Raw genomic sequence first — 18,818 nt, 5'->3', positions numbered from 1 at the left:
TTTGCAATGAATAGGTTGACTGCTTCATGACAGACATGACCGCTGGTTATGATGAATTCTGTAGTTTTTTGGAAAAGCACAGTGGGATTTGTCTCGGTGCGAGTAAGCAATATCTGGTCTCCAGCCGCTTGCGTCGGTTAATGGCGGACAACAATCTTGCCAACCTGCACGAACTGGTGAGTAAGATCCAGCTGTTGTCCAATTCAAAGCTCAAAACAGCGGTGATCGATGCCATGACAACGAACGAAACCCTGTGGTTTCGTGACAATCACCCGTTTCGAATTTTGTCTGAAAAATTGCTGCCGGAATTTTACGAGCAAAAGCCTTCGCGCCCTTTGCGCATTTGGTCCGCTGCCTGTTCGACAGGGCAAGAACCCTATTCGATGTCCATGGTGATCAATGAATTTAAAGAGAAGAAACGAGTGTTTTCCTCCGGAGAAAAAATCATTGCGACGGATATTTCCCCGTCAGCTTTAGCGCAGGCTAAATCGGGAGAATACGCGACTTTGGCGATTGGGCGGGGGCTTGATCCGGCTAACCTGAAAAAGCATTTCACGGAAATAGAAGGTGGCCGCTTTAAAATAAGTCCTAAAATAGCTTCCTGCATCGAATTCCGGTTACTGAATTTACAGGACAGTTATTCGCTGTTAGGTAAGTTTGACATAGTGTTTTGCCGCAATGTTTTGATTTACTTTACGGCGGAGTTTAAGCGCGACATTCTAACCCGCATACACGCCACGCTGAATCCGGGTGGGTATCTCATGATTGGTGCATCGGAAGCGGTGAATGGGTTGTCCGATCTTTATGAGATGGTGCATTGCCGACCTGGCATTATCTATCGGAAAATATAAAACTAATTTTCAGATTTCTCTAGCGCCAGTGATTTGCTCACGAAAAAAGCCAGTGGCTTTCGAATGGCACAATTCAAGTTTGACTCTAAGGTGATTCCGTAACTTTACTTGATTCGGTTTCTTCCGTTAAGGACTCCAACTTATCTGACCGTTTAGGTTCAATTCTTGAAGAAAGCATCTCAAAGAGGCGTTCTTACTGAGGGGAGACCCTGCATGGTACTTCTCTTAAGCTTACTTAGGGCAATTCTGATTAATTCAAATCACCTCAGAAAACAGTCGCTTGAGCGTGCATCCCTTCACGCGCGGCGCTTCCAGGGGCATCCATGCCCTTGAATCCGCTGCGACGTGTCAATTAAGTCAGCCAAAGCAGATGCGACGGTAGGATTATCTACACCTGATTGGGTTGTACATCATTTACTGGATTGCAATGGTTATCGAGAAGGCGGCTTATGCTGTTTTCCTGCTCTTCAAACGACCACACGAAACAATTTAAGTCTCACAGGTTGTTCAAGCATGAAGCTTGAATAAGTGAGCCGCAAATGGCGGTCCGACGTTTCGGTGGCCGTCGCGAACGAGTTGTCGAAGACGGACTTGTTGAGAGTGATCACGCGTTTTGGTGATGGCTGTCATTGTTGAGGACTACTCAGGTATTTTTCATGAGGACCAACTTTTTAACTTCTATGACCGGATTCTGTTTCCCACTTAATACATCCAAAATGCCGACTACACCCGGACTGGGATTGTGACCCAAAACCTATTTATGATTGTTTAGCACAGGGCGCTGAAATGGGCAGCGGAACCCCATTGCCGCTAAACCTTGAAATTCCGCTTTTCCCTTCTTCAGTGATTCGTAAGTCATTGAAATATATAGAAAAATAAAATTGGCATCGCTATTGCTCTAGCTATGTAAGTCATTAAAAAGCGGCAATAGGGGATAACAGATGTCAGCACTTGGTTTTCAGAATTCTTTAGGTATACACGATAACGCCTTGCTTGTGCGCTCTGAACGTTCCTCTGTTTTGGCGAATAATCTGGCAAATGCAGACACCCCAGGATTTAAGGCACGGGATATCGACTTTAAAGCGATTCTGCGCGGTGAAGTGGCCAAACAGAGCAGTCTGCATATGAATGAAACCAATGACCGTCACATTCCTGGGCGCGCTCACGATGAGTGGGAAAAGCTTTACCGTCATCCGCTGCAACCGTCCATCGATGGCAATACCGTGGAAGAGAATGTTGAAAACAAAGAGTTCACGGAAAATGCCATGGCCTACAACGCTAGTTTTGAATTTCTGAATGGCAAATTTAAAGGCCTTACCGGCGCCCTGCGAGGAGAGTAATCATGAGTTTAGGTAATATTTTCAATATCTCAGGGTCTGGTATGAATGCACAGTCCATTCGCCTGAATACAACCGCCAGTAACCTGGCTAACGCACAGAGTGTGAGTTCAAGTATCGATGAAACTTACCGTGCGCGGAAACCTGTTTTTCAACATATTCAATCGCACTATATCGATCGAGGACTAGTCCCTGTGGATATGGATTATGACGTTGGTAACGGTGTCAAAGTGGCGGCAATCGTTGAGAAGGATGCTCCGTTGGAGATTCGCTACGACCCCACACATCCGATGGCCGATGAAGAAGGATACGTCTATTACCCGAACGTCAATGTGGTGGAAGAAATGGCTGACATGATGTCTGCGTCACGCAGCTTCACCGTCAATGTAGAAGTTTTTAATACGGCAAAAACGTTAATGCAAAAGACCTTAACGTTGGGTAAATAAGGAAGCAAGAACATGACTGATGTTTCCGGTGTTAACAGTTCGCTCAGCCAATATGACATTAGCAATAAGAAGCCAGAGGAAAACAAAAGCAATGATCTGGGCAAGACTGAATTCCTCGAACTGATGATTGCTAAGCTGAACAATCAAGACCCTCTGAAGCCCCAGGACGATGCGCAGTTTATTGCGGAGTTGGCGCAGTTCTCCACGGTAGAGGGGATTCAGAATATGAGTGATGGTTTCGCCGAACTGGCCACATCCTATAAATCGTCACAGGCACTGCAAGCCAGCGCACTGGTTGGTGGGGCTGTCACCATCGACGGCAATGACAGCAGCCAATTGCGTTACGGTGAATTGGTTTTTGGCATGGCTGACGTGCCCGCCGGTGCGGATGAATTGTATCTGCAAATTGAGGACGAGTTCGGCCAGATTGTTGAAGACGTTCCATTGGGTTATCAGGGCAATGGTGAGCTGACCTTTAAGTGGGATGGCGCCAATCTTGAAGTCAACGGCGAATTAATGGACATCGACTACAGCAAATTCGAAACCGACGAAAACGGCAACATTATTCCGCACCCGGCCGGTGAATATACCTTCCGTATTCAAGGTAGTGTGTTGGGTCAGGCGCAGTCTCTCGACGTGGCGATGTCACAGCGAGTTGATTCGGTCACGATTTTAAGCAGCAACGACATACAACTGAACCTGGCCGGGGGCAAAACCGCGACCATGGCCGATGTAAGACAAATTAACGCCGTGTATTGATGCATCTAAAGCGCACGGGCGTGATGCCTGAGCAAAAAAATTGAAATGTCATTCCCCTGTGAGGGAATAGTGACCCCAGCAGTGGGGATGGCAAACCAAGAGGTAGATAAGTATGAGCTTTGGTTCTGGTTTAAGCGGCGTTGCCGCAGCTAACAAAGATTTAAAAATCACCGGTAACAACATCGCCAATGCCAGTACAACGGGCTTTAAAGCCAGTCGTGCGGAGTTTGGTGACGCCTATACCACATCCATCCTGGGTATGGGGCAGGACCCGATTGGCTCTGGTGTAAATGTCACTAACGTGGGCCAGAAGTTTGATCAGGGAAATATTTCCCAGACCAATTCCGTCCTTGATTTAGCCATTGATGGCAATGGCTTCTTCGTGACTGAATACCCGAACAACGCGGTAAGCTATACCCGTTCAGGCATTTTCGGTATCGACAAAGATGGCTATATTGTCAGCAATCAGGGGGCCACGCTTCAGGGGTTTGGCGTGAATCAGAACGGTATTGTGTCAGGGATACTTCAGGACTTGCGGATCGACGCTGGGAACCAACCTCCCAGAGGCACGCACGCTATTGAAGCTCAGGTCAATGTTCCTGCCGGTGCCAGTGTTCTGCAATCGATTGGTTCAACAACCCGAACGAACGGCTTGGCTATTGGCGTTGCTCAGGTTGGTCCGGCACAAGACACCATCACCACATTAAATACCATTGGCTACCCAACCACGGAAGGCACGCCTTCTCAGGTGGTGGGTGGTCCGATTGGTTTTTCCGGAATTCTTCCGGGCATAACATTCCCTTGGCAGCCGAATGCTAGTGAAGCGTCATCGACTTTGGATTTTACCGTGCAGGGGCCGAACATTAATGGTGGGTTGTCACCACTGACGGTCACGATTCAACCGTTTACCGACACCGTGATTTATAATGACGTGGACGATTTGGTGTCCTCGATCAATGCCAATATTAATGGCGACCCAAATCTTGCCGGTAAAGTGCAGGCGGTCGCTAACAACTTCGGTGGTATTACGTTTGAAACGTTTGGTACTTATGCGACCGATGGTACTTCTATCATTTCCATTGCTAATAACGTCAACAATTTGTCCGATCCTGAGTTTCTGAACTTCGGTTCTGTGGGGGTTACGCAAGCAGGTAATGCTGTTGCTGGTTTGAATATAACCAACGTGAATACCGGTACCGTGTTAACTGGTGGACGGGATCTCAACTCAATTGATTCTGCCGTCAACTTTTTTGATGGTGCTGCCGTGGCCGGTCTGGATATGGTATTTAACGCTAATGTAGGCGGCACTGTTTTCGCCAATGAAACCTTTACGTTTAACCCAGCCGGTTACGCGACACTGGGCGCGTTTGCGGCAGATTTAAACGGTCAGATTTCTGCTGGTTTGGCCGCAGAAGGGGCGTTTCAGATTACCGGTGGCCGGCTTGAGTTTGTGGTTACAGGTGCCGGCAGTCTGGGACCCAATAATGTGTCCATTACCGCTGTTTCCACCGGTACGACCAGTGCTGTGACCATGACTGAAATGGGCATGACAAACGCCTCTCTTTTCAATCCTATTGTCACATTGGGGCAAGTACGAAATGACCGTATTGAGTTTGATGTGGATGGCGTGATTACCAACCTGAACCTTAACCCAGCTACGCATGCAGACGCAGATGCACTGGTGGCCGATATTAACGGTCAGATAGCCGCGTTCGGTGCGCCACTGGTGAATGAAGTGGTGGCCTATCATGTGGGCGGTGTGCTGCACTTTGCCCGAATCGATAACCCTGCGATTGGCGATACTCTGAACGTCGACTTTGTGGACGCAGTGTTTGCAGCCGACCCTCTGGCGGAAAGCTATATGGGGATGGATGCTCCGGTTACCTATAATACGCCACAAACTGTGGCAGCAGTGGCGGGCACCGATCTTTTTGCTAATAATGGGTTTATCGACCTGACGTCCGATCCAGGCGAGAAAGCGACTGTTCAGGGTAACAATGCCACCGGATTGGAATTCACGGATCTCGTACCCGGTACACCTACGCAAATGACCAGCTCTATCGCCTTGCCAGCGCTACCCATTGCCGGTACCGAACCCGGTGGCACCGTGATGAACTTTTCCATGAACTTAGGCGGTGTGACTGACAATATTACCATTGCCGTTCCTGGTGGTGGTTGGGCGACCAACGCCGCGTTTCTGGGTGCCTTTCAAGGGGCGGTTAATGCATCGCCAGCCTTTACCGCAGCCTATGGTGCGAATTCCGTAAACGTAACGGCAGACCCGGTAACCAACCGAATGTTGATCTCATCGGCCGACATGGGTATTGGTCCGAACTCCATCAGCATCACAGACCTCACCAGTTTCGCTGGAAGTCCGTCTGCGACGAATCCTACAACTTTGGGTATTGCCACTAATTCGTTACCATTGCCGACGGTTGTTTTGGGTGACGCGGATATCCCATTTGATAATCAGATTGAAATATCGATTGATGGCGGCACAGTACAAACGTTGACGATTCCGTCCGGAACCTACACAACCAACAATGAGTTGGTCACTCAGATTAATAATCTCATCTTGTCTAACCCGAATCTTGCTGGCGAAGTCAATGTCAGTCACATCAATGGGCGACTGGTGTTTGAACGCGCCGAGACTGGTGCTTTCCCGCTGGATATCGATGTGACCGGAACGGCAACATCGCTGGCTAATCTGGGGTTAACCAGTACCACCAAAACCTTGGGTGAAGATGAAATCGACCGTACGCACTCGTTCCGGATTAACCTGACAGTTCCACTGCCAGATGAAGAAGGCCGTTCGGGTTCCGTGGCGATTTCGTTAAATGAAATTATTTATTCGATCGATCAATTGGCATCGGCTATTAATCGTGAGTTGGCGGCAGTTCCTGAAGATGAATACATCGGAGTTCGGGCCGTAGTCGGTCGTGATGAAAACGACAACGAAGTGTTAGTGTTTGAAGCAACACAAGGCGGGGAAGCGTCACAGATTTCCATTACCAATATACAGGCACCTGGTGATGATCTGGAAGTAAATCAACTCTATGCGTTACTGCAAACGGACCAATATGAATCAACACTGCTTGAGGTAGGTGAGGCTGCCGTCACCAATGGTTATCCGGAACAGACGCTGGTGTTGTACGACGAGGAAAACGATGTTCGTAATCAAATAACCATTGCCGAAGGTACACAAGCGTCCGAAATCGCATCGCAATTGGCTTCCTATCCGGGTGTTACCGCGTCAGCCGAAACCGAAGTTCGGATTCTTGGTGAGGACTATGTCAATGGTGGCGACATGGATATCTACATCAACGGTCAGGTAATTACCGCGAATTCTTTCCAAGACATCGTCGACGAAATCAACAGCTATTCCGGTACTTCGCTGAACAGCATATCTGCCGATCTGGACGACGAGACGGGTGATATTCTCATTACCTCCAGTATCGGTATTGATATTTCCGTGTCCATTGAAACACCTAATGAACTCGACGGCCTGACCGTTCGTGGTTACACCGGCACACCACCAGTCACATTGGGTCGTGGTGTCGATGGTGAAACCAATGCCCGTATGGGCGGCTATGTGGATATCGTTATTAACGAAGGTTACACACTCATTGAACCGGATCCGCGTGTTTCTGGCTTGTTTAACGGGCTGACGCAGTCCAGTTTTGAAGAGTATGTGATTAATGCCTTCGATCCAGATGACCCTGAAACTTACAATGAAGCAGCGTCGTTGACCGTATACGATTCATTGGGTAACCAGCACCGCTTGCAATTGTTTTATGTGAAAGATCCTGATAACCCAGCGAACCCTGGCGCGTTAAACTCCTGGACCGTTTACGCGCAAATTGACGGTGAGGATATTGGTGACCCTGATGCGAGCTTGCCATTCCCGGATAACATTGCGCCGACGCATGCCTCATTTAAACTGTATTTTAACGCAGACGGCACGTTGGATGAGGAAAACACCGGTGAGTTCCTGATTTCGAATTGGGACCCAGTCGATGACACCGGCGATTTAAACGGCGCTTACACTTCATTGAATGTTGCTGAAGGGGGCAGTTTGCCGATTCCGGATCCAAACACCAACTCGAACTTTTCCATTTCTTTTGGGGGAACGACGCAATATGGTGGTCCGTTCGCTCGCTATAACTTCCAACAGGATGGGTATGCCAGTGGCCGTCTGAAGGATCTGGAAATTGAAGATGACGGTACTATCTACGCACGGTATACCAATGGTGAAGCGCAGATTCTGGGGCAGGTGGCGCTCGCATCCTTTGCAAACATGGAGGGCTTGACGCCGATCGGTCAAACCGAGTGGCAGGAGAGTTTTGAATCTGGCGATGCCACCATCGGCGAGCCTGGTACAGGATTGTTGGGAACGCTGCAATCGGCCGCGTTGGAAGACTCGACAGTTGATCTGTCTGAGCAACTGGTTCACCTGATTATTGCGCAACGGAATTATCAGGCCAGTGCAAAAACCATCGAAACCGCGAACGCAGTTACGCAGACCATTATCAACTTGAGGTAATGACGACCAGTTTGTTTCAAAAGGTCCGACATAAGCGGCAACTCTGGTTGCCGCTATTTCTGTTTACTGGGAAATTCTTGCCGTCCATGACCCTTGCCACAATCTGCCAGATGCTCTAAAAAGACCGTATATAGAGGCTTAAAGCTAACAGACGCAGTCTTTGTCAAGCTGGCATAGCTTTCGCTTAGTACTACTGAACAATCATCAGTCAGGAGTGCGAAATGGATCGTGCCGTCTATATAGCGATGACCGGAGCTAAGAATAATATGCTCTCGCAGACTTCGCATTCAAATAACCTTGCCAACGCTCGCACCTACGGTTTTAAGGCAGACTGGGCGCAGGCTCGCGCTATTCCTGTTTGGGGTGAACATCATCCATCTCGCGCCTTTGCACTCACCGAACGGCCAGCATCTGATTTCAACGACGGTGCGCTTATTGAAACCGGTAATGAATTGGATACTGCTATTGCCGGTGATGGTTTTTTTGCCGTAATCGATGGCGATGGCCAGGAAGCTTATACCAGAAGGGGGGATTTCTCGGTCACGCCATTAGGCGAGTTAATCAACGGAATCGGCCAGTCCGTCATCGGTGAAGGCGGACCGATTGTGTTGCCGCCCTATGAAAAGGTCGAAATCGGCAACGATGGCACCATTTCCATTCGACCACCTGGTGCGGGACCGAATCAGATGGTAGTGGTTGACGCGTTAAAAATTGTCAATCCGGATTTTCAGAACTTCGAGAAAGGAACGGATGGTTTGTTCCGGCCAATTAACGGTCCTGCGGTGTTGCCGGATGACCCTTTACTTTCCGTGGTATCTGGTTTCGTAGAAGGCAGTAATGTGAATTCGGTGGCTGAATTGACCAATCTTCTATCACTCAATCGACAATACGAAACACAAATAAAAATGATGAAAACCGCCGATGATGTTTCCCGTTCATCTGAGCGAATTCTGCAATTAAGTTAAAGAGGACAGGATTATGCATAAGGCACTCTGGGTCGGCAAAACCGGACTCGAAGCACAAGATATCGCTCTGGCGACTATCTCTAATAACCTCGCCAATGCCGCAACAACCGGCTACAAAAAAGAGCGGGCTGTTTTTGAAGATCTGATCTATCAGGTGCAGCGCCAGCCAGGCGCACAAAGTTCACAGAATACGCAATTACCTTCCGGGTTGCAGTTAGGTACCGGGGTTAGAACAGTCGGCACACAAAAGCAATTTGTGCAAGGCGATTTGAATATGACAGAGCAACCGTTGGATATGGCGATTAATGGTCGAGGCTTTTTCCAGATCCTGATGCCGGATGGCAACATTTCCTATACCCGGGACGGCACCTTTCATATCGACGCCGAAGGCAATATTGTCACCGCCAATGGTTATTTGCTGGAGCCTAATATTCAGGTTCCGGAACAAACCAAAACCATTACGGTTGGTACAGATGGCATCGTAACGGCAGTCAGCGCGGGTGATAACGCACCGGTCGAAATCGGCAATATTGACGTGGTGGATTTCGTTAACCCAGCGGGCTTGCAAGCCATCGGCAACAATCTGTTCCTGGAAACCGCAGCCAGTGGAGCACCGGCAGAAGGCGTACCGAGCCTGGATGGATTCGGGTCCATTATTCAGGGCGCATTGGAAAACTCGAACGTCACCATTGTTGAAGAAATGGTGGACATGATTTCCACGCAACGCGCGTACGAAATGAATTCAAAAGTGGTCAGTACCGCTGACCAGATGCTTGGTTTTATCACGTCAAATCTGTAATAACGATGTTTAAAACCTGGTGGAGTATTGAGGGGGAGAGTGGCATGAAAATTTACCAATGGATAGCCCTGTTGCTTGGGCTGATGATTCTAAATGGCTGCGCCGGTATGCAGGTTGCCTCTTTACCTTCGGCTCCCAAGCCGGGTGATCCGGAATTTGCACCGGTTCCGTCGGACTCTTTGATGCCGCCACCAAATTCTGGAGGCTCGTTGTTTGCAGATGCCTATGGCATGAGTCTATATGGCGACAAGAAAGCGCGTCGGGTCGGCGACATCATAACCGTATTGTTGGATGAAAGTACGCAAGGCAAAAAATCATCGGCATCCAAAACCAGCAAAACGTCGGAAGCGTCACTAACCGCGCCGAGTTTAAACAGCGGCAACTTCACTGTTGACCAATTGGGCGCGACGTTGCAGGGCGACCGATCTTTCTCGGGCAAAGGCGATGCGGACCAATCCAACTCCTTAAGCGGCAACATAACCGTCACCGTCTCAGAAGTATTGCCCAACGGTGTGCTGCGCGTTCGGGGTGAAAAGTGGATCACGTTAAACACCGGCTCGGAATTCATCCGGATTCAGGGCATGCTCAGACCCGACGACATTAATCTGGATAACACCGTATCGAGTCAGAAGTTGGCCGATGCCAGAATCGCTTACAGTGGGTCTGGGGCGGTTGCCAATTCCAGTAAGCAAGGTTGGCTGAGTGCATTCTTTAATTCCGCCATATTTCCGTTTTAAAGGTGGTGTGACCGAATAGCGGTGCGGGTAAGTTATAAAAAATACCGGCATAGCTTTTGCTCAGTTACTGATTATTTTCGATGTACGTCAATGAGATGACAGTTATGAAGCGACGACTAATTTTCCTGCTTGCCATCAGTGTATCGGCTGTCTGGGCGGACCGTATCAAAGACCTTTCAGCGGTACAGGGCGTACGGAATAATCAACTTGTGGGTTATGGTCTGGTGGTTGGTCTTGACGGCTCTGGAGACAAAGCCCCGTTTACCGACCAGACGTTTCGCAACATGATGGAACAGTTCGGTCTGACCATCCCCGAAGGCGAGGACCCGAAACTAAAGAATGTAGCCGCCGTCAGTGTGCACGCAACCTTGCCGCCTTTCGCCAAACCCGGACAGGAAATTGACGTAACCGTGTCCAGTTTGGGTAATGCAAAAAGCCTTCGCGGCGGAAGCCTGCTTCTGACACCATTGCGCGGTGCAGACGGCAATACCTACGCGGTTGCCCAGGGCAGTATGATCGTCAGCGGCTTCGGTGCAGAAGGCGAAGATGGATCTTCAATTAAAGTCAATCTTCAAAGTACGGGGCGAATACCTAATGGAGCCATTGTTGAACGCGCGGTTCCGAATGCCTTTTCTCAAGGTGACTACCTGACCTTTAATTTGCATCGCCCAGACTTCACTACGGCGAAACGTATGCAAGAAGTGATCAACGAATTGCTGGGGCCGGAGGCCGCCTACGCAGTGGATGCGGCCTCCGTTCGCGTCAGTGCCCCTCGTGATGCCAATCAGCGGGTCAGTTTTTTAAGTGTGCTGGAAAATCTCGAAGTATCGCCTGGAGAAGAGGCAGCCAGGGTCATTATCAACAGCCGAACCGGAACGATCGTTGTCGGGCAACATGTTCGTATCGAGCCGGTGGCGATAACACACGGTGACCTTACCGTGACTATCACCAATGACTTGGAAGCAGTTCAACCCGAAGGTCTGTCCGCTGGTGAAACCGTGGTGGTACCCGATACTCAGTTGAACGTTGAAGAACAGAAAGACCCCATGTTTCTGTTTGGTCCTACGGTCACCCTGAGCGATTTGGTCGATGCCGTCAATGAGGTAGGGGCTGCACCGGGAGATCTTATGGCGATCCTCGAAGCCTTGAAATCGGCGGGCGCATTGAAGGCTGAATTGATCGTAATCTGAAGATTGGCACCGCTTGTTAATATTAGCCTTTCATCAACAGCTGTCCGTTGTCGGGAAGCGATTGAACCAGGGTAGTCTGAAAAACAGGCTTACCGATGGCTGAAAACTCATTAAGAAAAACTTGGCACACCCTTTGATACATATTCTCTAAGCGCCGGATATCCGTTAGGAAACCGGCAATGAATCACCGGAGAAGACTATGGCTGTGCAACTAGATGCCGCTTTTAACTATAACGATATTCAGGGCCTGGAAGTTCTGAAGTCCGGCGCTCGTAAAGACGACCCGAAAGCCTTGCGGGCCGTCGCACAGCAATTTGAATCCATGTTTATCTCGTTGATCATGAAGTCGATGCGTGATGCGACCGACGTCATGGAATCGGACCTTGAAAACAGCTACCAAACCAAGTTCTACCGAGACATGTACGACCAACAAATGTCGTTGACCGTCTCGCAGGAAGGCGGGTTTGGTTTGGCCGATGTGCTGTATGAGCAATTGATGGAATCGCAACATCCCGCCCGGCCAGATCTATACAATATTGATGTTAAATCTCTGAAGGAATCCATTCGGCCGATACTGCCTGTTAATCAATTGGACGCTAAGACACAAGCGATGATCGATCAATTGTCAGCCAATGCAGCGGATCTTCCAGTGGAAAATGTCAATGCAGTGAAGGTTGAGAAATCGTTAAACCAGTCCGGTTTTTCAAGTGCTGCGGTTGACGATTCAATGACAGCAGACATGGCCACAATTAATCCGAAAGGCAAAGCAGCGGTATTTGAGTCTCCCGAAGACTTTATCAATACATTGATGCCTATCGCGGAAAAGGTGGCCAAACCTCTGAATCTTGACCCGAAAATTATGCTTGCACAGGCGGCTTTGGAAACCGGTTGGGGGCGCTTTGTTATTCACGATGAAAACGGAAAAACGTCGAATAATTTTTTTGGCATCAAAGCAGACAGCCGTTGGCAAGGCGATTCTGCGCTGACCAAAACCCATGAATATATCGAAGGTAAGCGCCTAACTGTGACGGCACCGTTTCGCGCTTATCGCAGTGCGGAAGAGTCCTTTTCCGACTATGTGGATTTCATTCAGAATTCTCAACGCTATGCTGCGGCTACACAATCGGCAGATCAACCTGAACAATACGCGAAGGCGCTGCAGCAGGCCGGATATGCTACAGATCCGGATTATGCAGAGAAGATAATCCGAATTGCCAACAGCGAATGGTTTTCACAAGTCTGAGGTGACGTAAATGAGTTTATTGGATACCGCCATCACCGGTATAAAAGCGCATCAACAGGCACTTAATACCACCGGGCACAACATTTCCAATGCCAACACCCCTGGCTATTCTCGTCAGGAAGTGGTGATGAACTCGGCCAATCCTTTGTACCGCGGGTTCGGTTATATCGGCCAGGGTGTGGACATAACAACCGTACGTCGCATTGAAAATGAGTTTCTGCAAAGTCAGTTGAATACGGATTCGTCCAACTATTTCAATTTACAAACCTATCGCGAACAGATCGAACAGGTTGATCGTATCTTGGCGGATGACCGAACGGGTTTGCAACCCCAATTTGACCGGTATTTTGCTGCAATGCAAGGCGCTGCAGATAACCCCGCCTATGTCCCATCCCGAGACGTTGTTTTAGGCGAGGCGCAAGGGCTGGTGGATCGTTTCGCCACCATTGCTCAGTATCTGGATGATCAGGAAAAAATCGTAAATGGAAAAATAGAGACGACGATCGATCAGGTAAACGCGCTTGCACAAAGCATCGCGGAAATGAACGAAAAAATTGTCACTGCAAGAGGGTCGTCCAGTTCAGAGCCACCGAACGATCTCTATGATAAGCGAGATGAGCTGGTGCGTGCGCTCGCAGAATATGTCGATGTCGATGTTCTTAAGATTGATGACACCTACAACATCTCAATTGGTAATGGCCAGCCTTTGGTGTTGAAGTACGATGCCGCCAGACTGGAAGCAACGCCAGGGTTGACCGATCCTTTCCGGTTGGGTATTCGTTATGTCAGTAAAACTGAAACCGCTGAAATTACGGAGGCGTTTAATGGCGGCAGTCTGAAAGGCCTGGTGGATTTCCGCAATGAAGCCTTATCGCTTGCCATAAACAGCCTTGGACGCATTGCTGTCGCTTTTACCGAGCAAACCAATGCAACTCATAAACTGGGTATAGATCTTGAAGGCCGGTTCGGAAAGGATTTCTTTCAAGATCTGAATGATCCATCGCTGACGCGTCAGCGGGTGTTTGCTTATCAAAGTAACAGTCTGCCGAATGACAATCTATTTCAGGTTAAATTCGCTGACAGCTCTGAAATTACCACCAGCGACTATATTCTCAATGTCCCGGGCCCGGAAAACAGCCGCTACGAAATTATTCGCAAAGACGACGGCGAAGTCGTCAGCTCAGGGGCGTTGCGCAACGATTACCCTCAAAGCTACTTCTTTGATGGTTTGGAGCTTGTGTTGGAAGCGGGAACCTTCAGTCAGGGGGATAGTTTTACCATTGCACCGTTGCGCAATGCCGCGTCGCAAATGGAGATGAAACTGACGCAGCCGACACAGATCGCGCTCGGGTATCCCATGAAGGCAACCACTAGTTTAAGTAATCAGGGCAGTGGATTTATCGACCAAGGCGTTATGCTGAGCCGTGATTCGGCCTCTTTCTCTGTTGACGGAAAGCTCACACCACCGTTACTGATTCAATTTGAAAGCGAAAATCGCTACTCAGTGCTCGATAATTCCGATCCGGGAAATCCGATTCCCTTGAAGCCACCGTTGGAGAACATGACGTTTGTTCCCGGTGCAAGCAACACCATTTTTACAGATGACCCAGGGCAGACCTTGGTCAATAGCTGGCGGGCGCGCTTACCCCGTCAAGCAGATATCAGTGCTGGCGGTCCTTCAACGGCATCTTTGTATAACGGCATCAACTCCGAACGCTTTCATTTTTTTGTTATGGATGAAACAACCGGTAAAGAGACCGAATTACCAAAAATCAGCACGCCGCGGGGTGCCAGTGCCGCTGAAATTGCGCAAGCGCTGAATGTGGTTGATGGCGTTGAAGCCAAAGCCTACACGGAGGTTCAGTTATCCCGTTTCACCAATTCTGGCACTCCGTATGACCCGGACAATGATTTTGAAATTTGGGTTAACGGTTTTGAATTGACCCAGACCTTGAATAACGTGAACCAAACGGTGTACCTGGATGGCTATCCCGAAGAAGTGCCGAATGACTTGGATCCAAATTTTCTGGCGGATCGAATTAACCATCATCGCGATTTGCAGGAGATGGGTATTCGTGCCAAAAGCGATGGCGTGACGTTAACCATTGTGGATGAGCAGGGAAGGGACATTTTAATCGAGATGCGCGGTGATAAACCGCAGCCCATCATAACCGGCATGCCGCCTTTGCCGGTCAACGACCCCGCTAATGTGAATAGTTATATCGATCCAGGCGATACCTTTCTGATTTCGACCGGGACTCGTTACCCCGTTGATGCGCTGCGCGGTAATACACAGGGTTTGCTGAACAATTTAAGCGGCTATGACTTTACCGAAGATGGTCCTTATGAATTTGAAATGTATTTACCCGACGGGCGAACTGGAGTGATCGAGCTGACGGGTAACCACGCAACCGCGGAAGATGTTAAGTTGGAAATCGCCAGTAAGATACAGCGTTTGCTCGACAGTCCTGGACAGGTGGAAGCCTTCATAACTGAGCGCGGTACCATCGAGTATCAGGTGTATACCAAGGTCAATGGAACCGGCAATTTCGACGTCGCCCGCATGAATATTGGTGGCCAGGTGGATGTAACCATGGACGGTGGCATACGCATGGAAACAGACCCAATAACCGGAGGGATTTTCAATGGTACGCCAGAAGCGTTGAATACTTACAAGGGCTTCCAGTTTAACATCAGCGGGCGTCCTGTCGCGGGCGATGAGTTCAGTATCACCTGGAATAATAACGGTGTATCCGATAACCGCAATGCTCTGGACCTGGTGGCGATAGAAACCAAAGATACCGTCAATAATCAAGATGGTGGCATGACCATTACCGAGAGTTACAGTCAAACGGTGGAGCGTATCGGTACGATGACGAGCCTCGCGCAGGTCCGCAGCGATGCCAATAAAGCGGTTCTCGATAGAACCATGGAAGAACTGACCGATATCCGAGGTGTGAACCTTGATGAAGAGGCCGCTCGACTGATTGAATTTCAGGTTGCCTATAACGCTAACGCAAAAGTGATAGCCGTTGCACAGGAGCTATTCGATTCCTTACTGGCAGCTTTTTAACCTTATCGCATTTCAGTTGATGGTTTAAAAACTGTCAATGAGTTGAAACTTTTTGGAGGCTTCAGCAACGCTGAAGGAGAGACACCATGGTCGATCGCGTATCAACCTATTGGATATATCAGCGCCCGGTCAATGACATGTTGAGCCTGCAGTCGGCACTGAACCGAACGCAGGAACAAGTCAGTACCGGTCGAAAAATACTTAGCCCAGCGGATGATCCGGTTGGTTCCGCGCGGGTATTGCAATTGGATCAGGAAATTGCCTTGCTCAGTCAATATGAGCGCAATATTTCATTGGTCGAAAGCCGTCTGGAAGCAGAAGAGGGCGTTTTGCAAGGTGTGACTGAAGTGTTGCAACGGGTACGGGAATTAACGGTACAGGCCGGTAATGCCGCGCTGTACACCAGCACCGAACGTCAGGCGATAGGGCAAGAGGTCAAACAACGGGTAAAAGAACTCTACGATTTGATGAACAGCCAGGATGGCAGTGGTGAATATATTTTCTCTGGCTTCAGCGGAAACACGCAACCGTTCGTTGAAAGCCCGGGCGGTGGTTACAGTTATCAAGGTGACGAAGGTGTGCGCTATTTGCAGATCAGCCGAACCATAACCCTGGCCTCCAGTGACTCAGGAAAAGATGCTTTTTTGGATATTCCTGCCAATCAACCGTCATTTTTTACGTATGGTAATCCAGAAAACAGAGGCCGTCCTATGGGTGTGATTTCTGCTGGTATCACGGTGGACCAACAAGCGTTGAATGACTTTTTCCCTGACAACGCCGTTATCACCTTCGAAAATGAATTAGACATTGATCCAGCAGGTCCAAACTTCACGATACGACGGAAATCCGATGGCCGAATCATTGAAGGATTTCAAAATGAGCCTTATTCACCTGGATCCAAAATTCAGTTCGCGGGAATGGAAATAGCCATTACCGGTTCGCCCGCACCGGGTGATAAGTTCGTCGTGGAATCCAGCCAGAAACAGGGGGTACTGACAACGACTGAAAAATTGGAATACGCGCTGAACAATTACAGCGATGCGCCAGAATTTTCTGATTTATATGACGATGCCATATTCAATACGCTTGAGAACCTGGACGCTGCCATCGATAACGTATCACAGATCAGAGCACGACTGGGTGCTCGTCTGAATACCTCTGAAACAACCATGAATCAACACGCTGACAATAAATTGGCGGCGCAGGATATCCGCGCAGATATTCGGGACTTGGACTATGCTGAAGCGATCAGTCGGTTGCAATTAGAAGGGTTCGTTTTACAAGCCGCGCAACAAAGCTTTGCTCAAGTAACACAAACCAATCTGTTCGACTTTATCCGCTAGCTTTCCTGGGAGGAAAATCATTGCCGTCACTTGCCGATCTGGATAAAGCTTTTCAAATGCTTTGGGTGCATCCGGAACAGCTGCCGACGTTGCTGGAAAAATGGCAAGAGTTGGTCAGCGAAACCCTGTCTCAAACTGAACCTAACCCAGAATTCCTGGTTGAGTTTGAACGCTATATGATCAAGTGGGAAACCGTGCTTGCTGAAAACCGACAATTGTTGTTGGAACATCAAAAAAGCTTGAAATCTAAGTTGGGAAAAGGCCAACCCAAGGTATCTGCTCAGAAAATCCAAGAAAAATTCAAACGCTAACCCTGCGAAATGCGGTCATATGATTGATGCCACCGTTTATTTGTCCGGATGTCATGGTGACGCAGCGATACAGAAATATGGTGAAATTTCCGGGTTAGGGCCTGTACCTTGCAAGGCACGTGGAATCAGCTACCTTTATGTAACTGAATGTAATAAGTTGTGTTTAAGTTGGCGCATTGCTTGCATTTAATTAAAAAAAACAGAGGTAAGCAGAATGTTTGACGGCCAAACCATATTAATTACCGGCGGCACCGGGTCGTTTGGTAAAAAATACACCGAAACCCTATTGCAGCGTTATAAGCCTCGTAAAATCATTATCTATTCTCGAGATGAGTTAAAGCAATTCGAAATGCAGCAGGTTTTCGACGAGCCTTGCATGCGATATTTTATAGGTGATGTGCGCGATCGTGATCGCATGGTACAGGCGATGAATGGTGTCGACTTTGTCATTCATGCAGCTGCGATGAAACAGGTTCCAGCAGCGGAATACAATCCGACAGAATGCATCCGTACGAATATCAATGGCGCTGAGAATGTTATTCATGCGGCCATTAAAAATGATGTTCGCAAAGTCATTGCTTTGTCGACTGACAAGGCAGCTGCGCCGATCAATCTGTACGGCGCTACGAAACTGGCCTCGGACAAACTCTTCGTTGCTGCCAACAACATGGTGGGCAGTGGTCAGCCGAGATTTTCAGTGGTTCGTTATGGCAACGTTGTTGGTTCACGAGGTTCGGTGGTTCCTTTTTTTAAAAAGTTGGTAGCCGATGGCGCCGCCGAAATACCGGTTACCGACGATCGAATGACCCGATTCTGGATTACGTTACAAGATGGGGTCGACTTAGTGTTAAAAGGGTTTTATAGAATGTATGGCGGTGAAATCTATGTGCCTAAAATACCGTCTATCCGAATTACCGACTTGGCGACCGCGATCGCGCCTGATATTCCTCAGAAGATTGTGGGCATTCGACCAGGTGAAAAGCTACACGAAATGATGGTGACAAGAGACGACGCTTACCGCACGTTTGAATTTTCCGATCATTATGTCATTACCCCCTCGATCCGATTTACAGATCAAACCGTCGATTACGCACACAATCTTTTGGCCGAGAAGGGAGTTCCGGTTGACGCGGAATTCTGTTATGAGTCGGGAACGAACAAAGACTTCCTGGATGTTGAAGGTATTCTGACTATGAACAAAGAGGCTGGAATTTAATTGGG

The 18,818-nt window shown here is 48.8% G+C and carries 14 protein-coding genes; all 14 read left to right on the top strand.

Annotation, left to right across the window (positions count from 1 at the left end):
- Window positions 1-26 precede the first annotated feature (26 nt).
- The 14 genes from IYN85_RS07230 to pseB all read left to right on the top strand — a co-directional run bounded on the left by IYN85_RS07230 (window position 27) and on the right by pseB (window position 18,813).
- Window positions 27-851, top strand: a complete 825-nt coding sequence (locus IYN85_RS07230; RefSeq protein WP_196158139.1) for a protein-glutamate O-methyltransferase CheR — start codon at window positions 27-29, stop codon at window positions 849-851.
- A gap of 941 nt (window positions 852-1,792) precedes the next feature.
- Entirely contained in the window at window positions 1,793-2,191 is a 399-nt protein-coding gene (gene flgB / locus IYN85_RS07225; RefSeq protein WP_196158138.1) for a flagellar basal body rod protein FlgB, read from the top strand.
- Window positions 2,192-2,193: 2 nt separating this feature from the next.
- Window positions 2,194-2,634 (top strand): flagellar basal body rod protein FlgC, encoded by a 441-nt coding sequence (gene flgC / locus IYN85_RS07220; protein ID WP_196158137.1) that lies wholly within the window; start codon window positions 2,194-2,196, stop codon window positions 2,632-2,634.
- A 12-nt stretch (window positions 2,635-2,646) separates the two neighbouring features.
- Window positions 2,647-3,393 (top strand): flagellar hook assembly protein FlgD, encoded by a 747-nt coding sequence (locus IYN85_RS07215; RefSeq protein ID WP_196158136.1) that lies wholly within the window; start codon window positions 2,647-2,649, stop codon window positions 3,391-3,393.
- Window positions 3,394-3,505: 112 nt separating this feature from the next.
- On the top strand, window positions 3,506-7,936 hold the full coding sequence (locus IYN85_RS07210) for a flagellar hook-basal body complex protein (protein ID WP_196158135.1): 4,431 nt from the start codon (window positions 3,506-3,508) through the stop codon (window positions 7,934-7,936).
- A gap of 221 nt (window positions 7,937-8,157) precedes the next feature.
- Window positions 8,158-8,901, top strand: coding sequence for a flagellar basal body rod protein FlgF (locus IYN85_RS07205; protein ID WP_196158134.1), 744 nt, complete (start codon window positions 8,158-8,160; stop codon window positions 8,899-8,901).
- A gap of 13 nt (window positions 8,902-8,914) precedes the next feature.
- On the top strand, window positions 8,915-9,700 hold the full coding sequence (gene flgG, locus IYN85_RS07200; protein ID WP_196158133.1) for a flagellar basal-body rod protein FlgG: 786 nt from the start codon (window positions 8,915-8,917) through the stop codon (window positions 9,698-9,700).
- A gap of 44 nt (window positions 9,701-9,744) precedes the next feature.
- Entirely contained in the window at window positions 9,745-10,437 is a 693-nt protein-coding gene (gene flgH, locus IYN85_RS07195; RefSeq protein ID WP_196158132.1) for a flagellar basal body L-ring protein FlgH, read from the top strand.
- Between the two features lie 95 nt (window positions 10,438-10,532).
- Window positions 10,533-11,627, top strand: coding sequence for a flagellar basal body P-ring protein FlgI (locus IYN85_RS07190; protein ID WP_304627147.1), 1,095 nt, complete (start codon window positions 10,533-10,535; stop codon window positions 11,625-11,627).
- A 199-nt stretch (window positions 11,628-11,826) separates the two neighbouring features.
- Window positions 11,827-12,870, top strand: coding sequence for a flagellar assembly peptidoglycan hydrolase FlgJ (flgJ, locus tag IYN85_RS07185; protein ID WP_196158130.1), 1,044 nt, complete (start codon window positions 11,827-11,829; stop codon window positions 12,868-12,870).
- Between the two features lie 10 nt (window positions 12,871-12,880).
- The gene (flgK, locus tag IYN85_RS07180) at window positions 12,881-15,943 is read left to right on the top strand and encodes a flagellar hook-associated protein FlgK (protein WP_196158129.1); all 3,063 of its coding nucleotides are present in this window, start codon (window positions 12,881-12,883) and stop codon (window positions 15,941-15,943) included.
- An 86-nt stretch (window positions 15,944-16,029) separates the two neighbouring features.
- The gene (flgL, locus tag IYN85_RS07175; RefSeq protein ID WP_196158128.1) at window positions 16,030-17,286 is read left to right on the top strand and encodes a flagellar hook-associated protein FlgL; all 1,257 of its coding nucleotides are present in this window, start codon (window positions 16,030-16,032) and stop codon (window positions 17,284-17,286) included.
- 20 nt (window positions 17,287-17,306) lie between these two features.
- Window positions 17,307-17,597 carry a hypothetical protein gene (locus IYN85_RS07170; RefSeq protein WP_196158127.1) on the top strand — a complete coding sequence of 97 codons (291 nt, stop codon included), beginning with the start codon at window positions 17,307-17,309 and terminating at the stop codon, window positions 17,595-17,597.
- A gap of 214 nt (window positions 17,598-17,811) precedes the next feature.
- Window positions 17,812-18,813: a UDP-N-acetylglucosamine 4,6-dehydratase (inverting) gene (gene pseB / locus IYN85_RS07165; RefSeq protein WP_196158126.1), complete on the top strand. Its 1,002-nt coding sequence runs from the start codon at window positions 17,812-17,814 to the stop codon at window positions 18,811-18,813.
- The last annotated feature ends 5 nt before the right edge of the window (window positions 18,814-18,818 follow it).

Source organism: Reinekea sp. G2M2-21 (genome assembly GCF_015687175.1).
In the GTDB taxonomy this organism is placed as follows: domain Bacteria; phylum Pseudomonadota; class Gammaproteobacteria; order Pseudomonadales; family Natronospirillaceae; genus Reinekea.
The sequence above is the reverse complement of the archived record's forward strand: the minus strand, read 5'-3'. Positions and strand labels throughout refer to the sequence as shown.

Bases quoted from the DNA above. Each gene is read 5' to 3' on its own strand.
- IYN85_RS07230 (WP_196158139.1), top strand. From the start codon at position 27: ATGACAGACATGACCGCTGGTTATGATGAATTCTGTAGTTTTTTGGAA.
- flgB (WP_196158138.1), top strand. From the start codon at position 1,793: ATGTCAGCACTTGGTTTTCAGAATTCTTTAGGTATACACGATAACGCC.
- flgC (WP_196158137.1), top strand. From the start codon at position 2,194: ATGAGTTTAGGTAATATTTTCAATATCTCAGGGTCTGGTATGAATGCA.
- IYN85_RS07215 (WP_196158136.1), top strand. From the start codon at position 2,647: ATGACTGATGTTTCCGGTGTTAACAGTTCGCTCAGCCAATATGACATT.
- IYN85_RS07210 (WP_196158135.1), top strand. From the start codon at position 3,506: ATGAGCTTTGGTTCTGGTTTAAGCGGCGTTGCCGCAGCTAACAAAGAT.
- IYN85_RS07205 (WP_196158134.1), top strand. From the start codon at position 8,158: ATGGATCGTGCCGTCTATATAGCGATGACCGGAGCTAAGAATAATATG.
- flgG (WP_196158133.1), top strand. From the start codon at position 8,915: ATGCATAAGGCACTCTGGGTCGGCAAAACCGGACTCGAAGCACAAGAT.
- flgH (WP_196158132.1), top strand. From the start codon at position 9,745: ATGAAAATTTACCAATGGATAGCCCTGTTGCTTGGGCTGATGATTCTA.
- IYN85_RS07190 (WP_304627147.1), top strand. From the start codon at position 10,533: ATGACAGTTATGAAGCGACGACTAATTTTCCTGCTTGCCATCAGTGTA.
- flgJ (WP_196158130.1), top strand. From the start codon at position 11,827: ATGGCTGTGCAACTAGATGCCGCTTTTAACTATAACGATATTCAGGGC.
- flgK (WP_196158129.1), top strand. From the start codon at position 12,881: ATGAGTTTATTGGATACCGCCATCACCGGTATAAAAGCGCATCAACAG.
- flgL (WP_196158128.1), top strand. From the start codon at position 16,030: ATGGTCGATCGCGTATCAACCTATTGGATATATCAGCGCCCGGTCAAT.
- pseB (WP_196158126.1), top strand. From the start codon at position 17,812: ATGTTTGACGGCCAAACCATATTAATTACCGGCGGCACCGGGTCGTTT.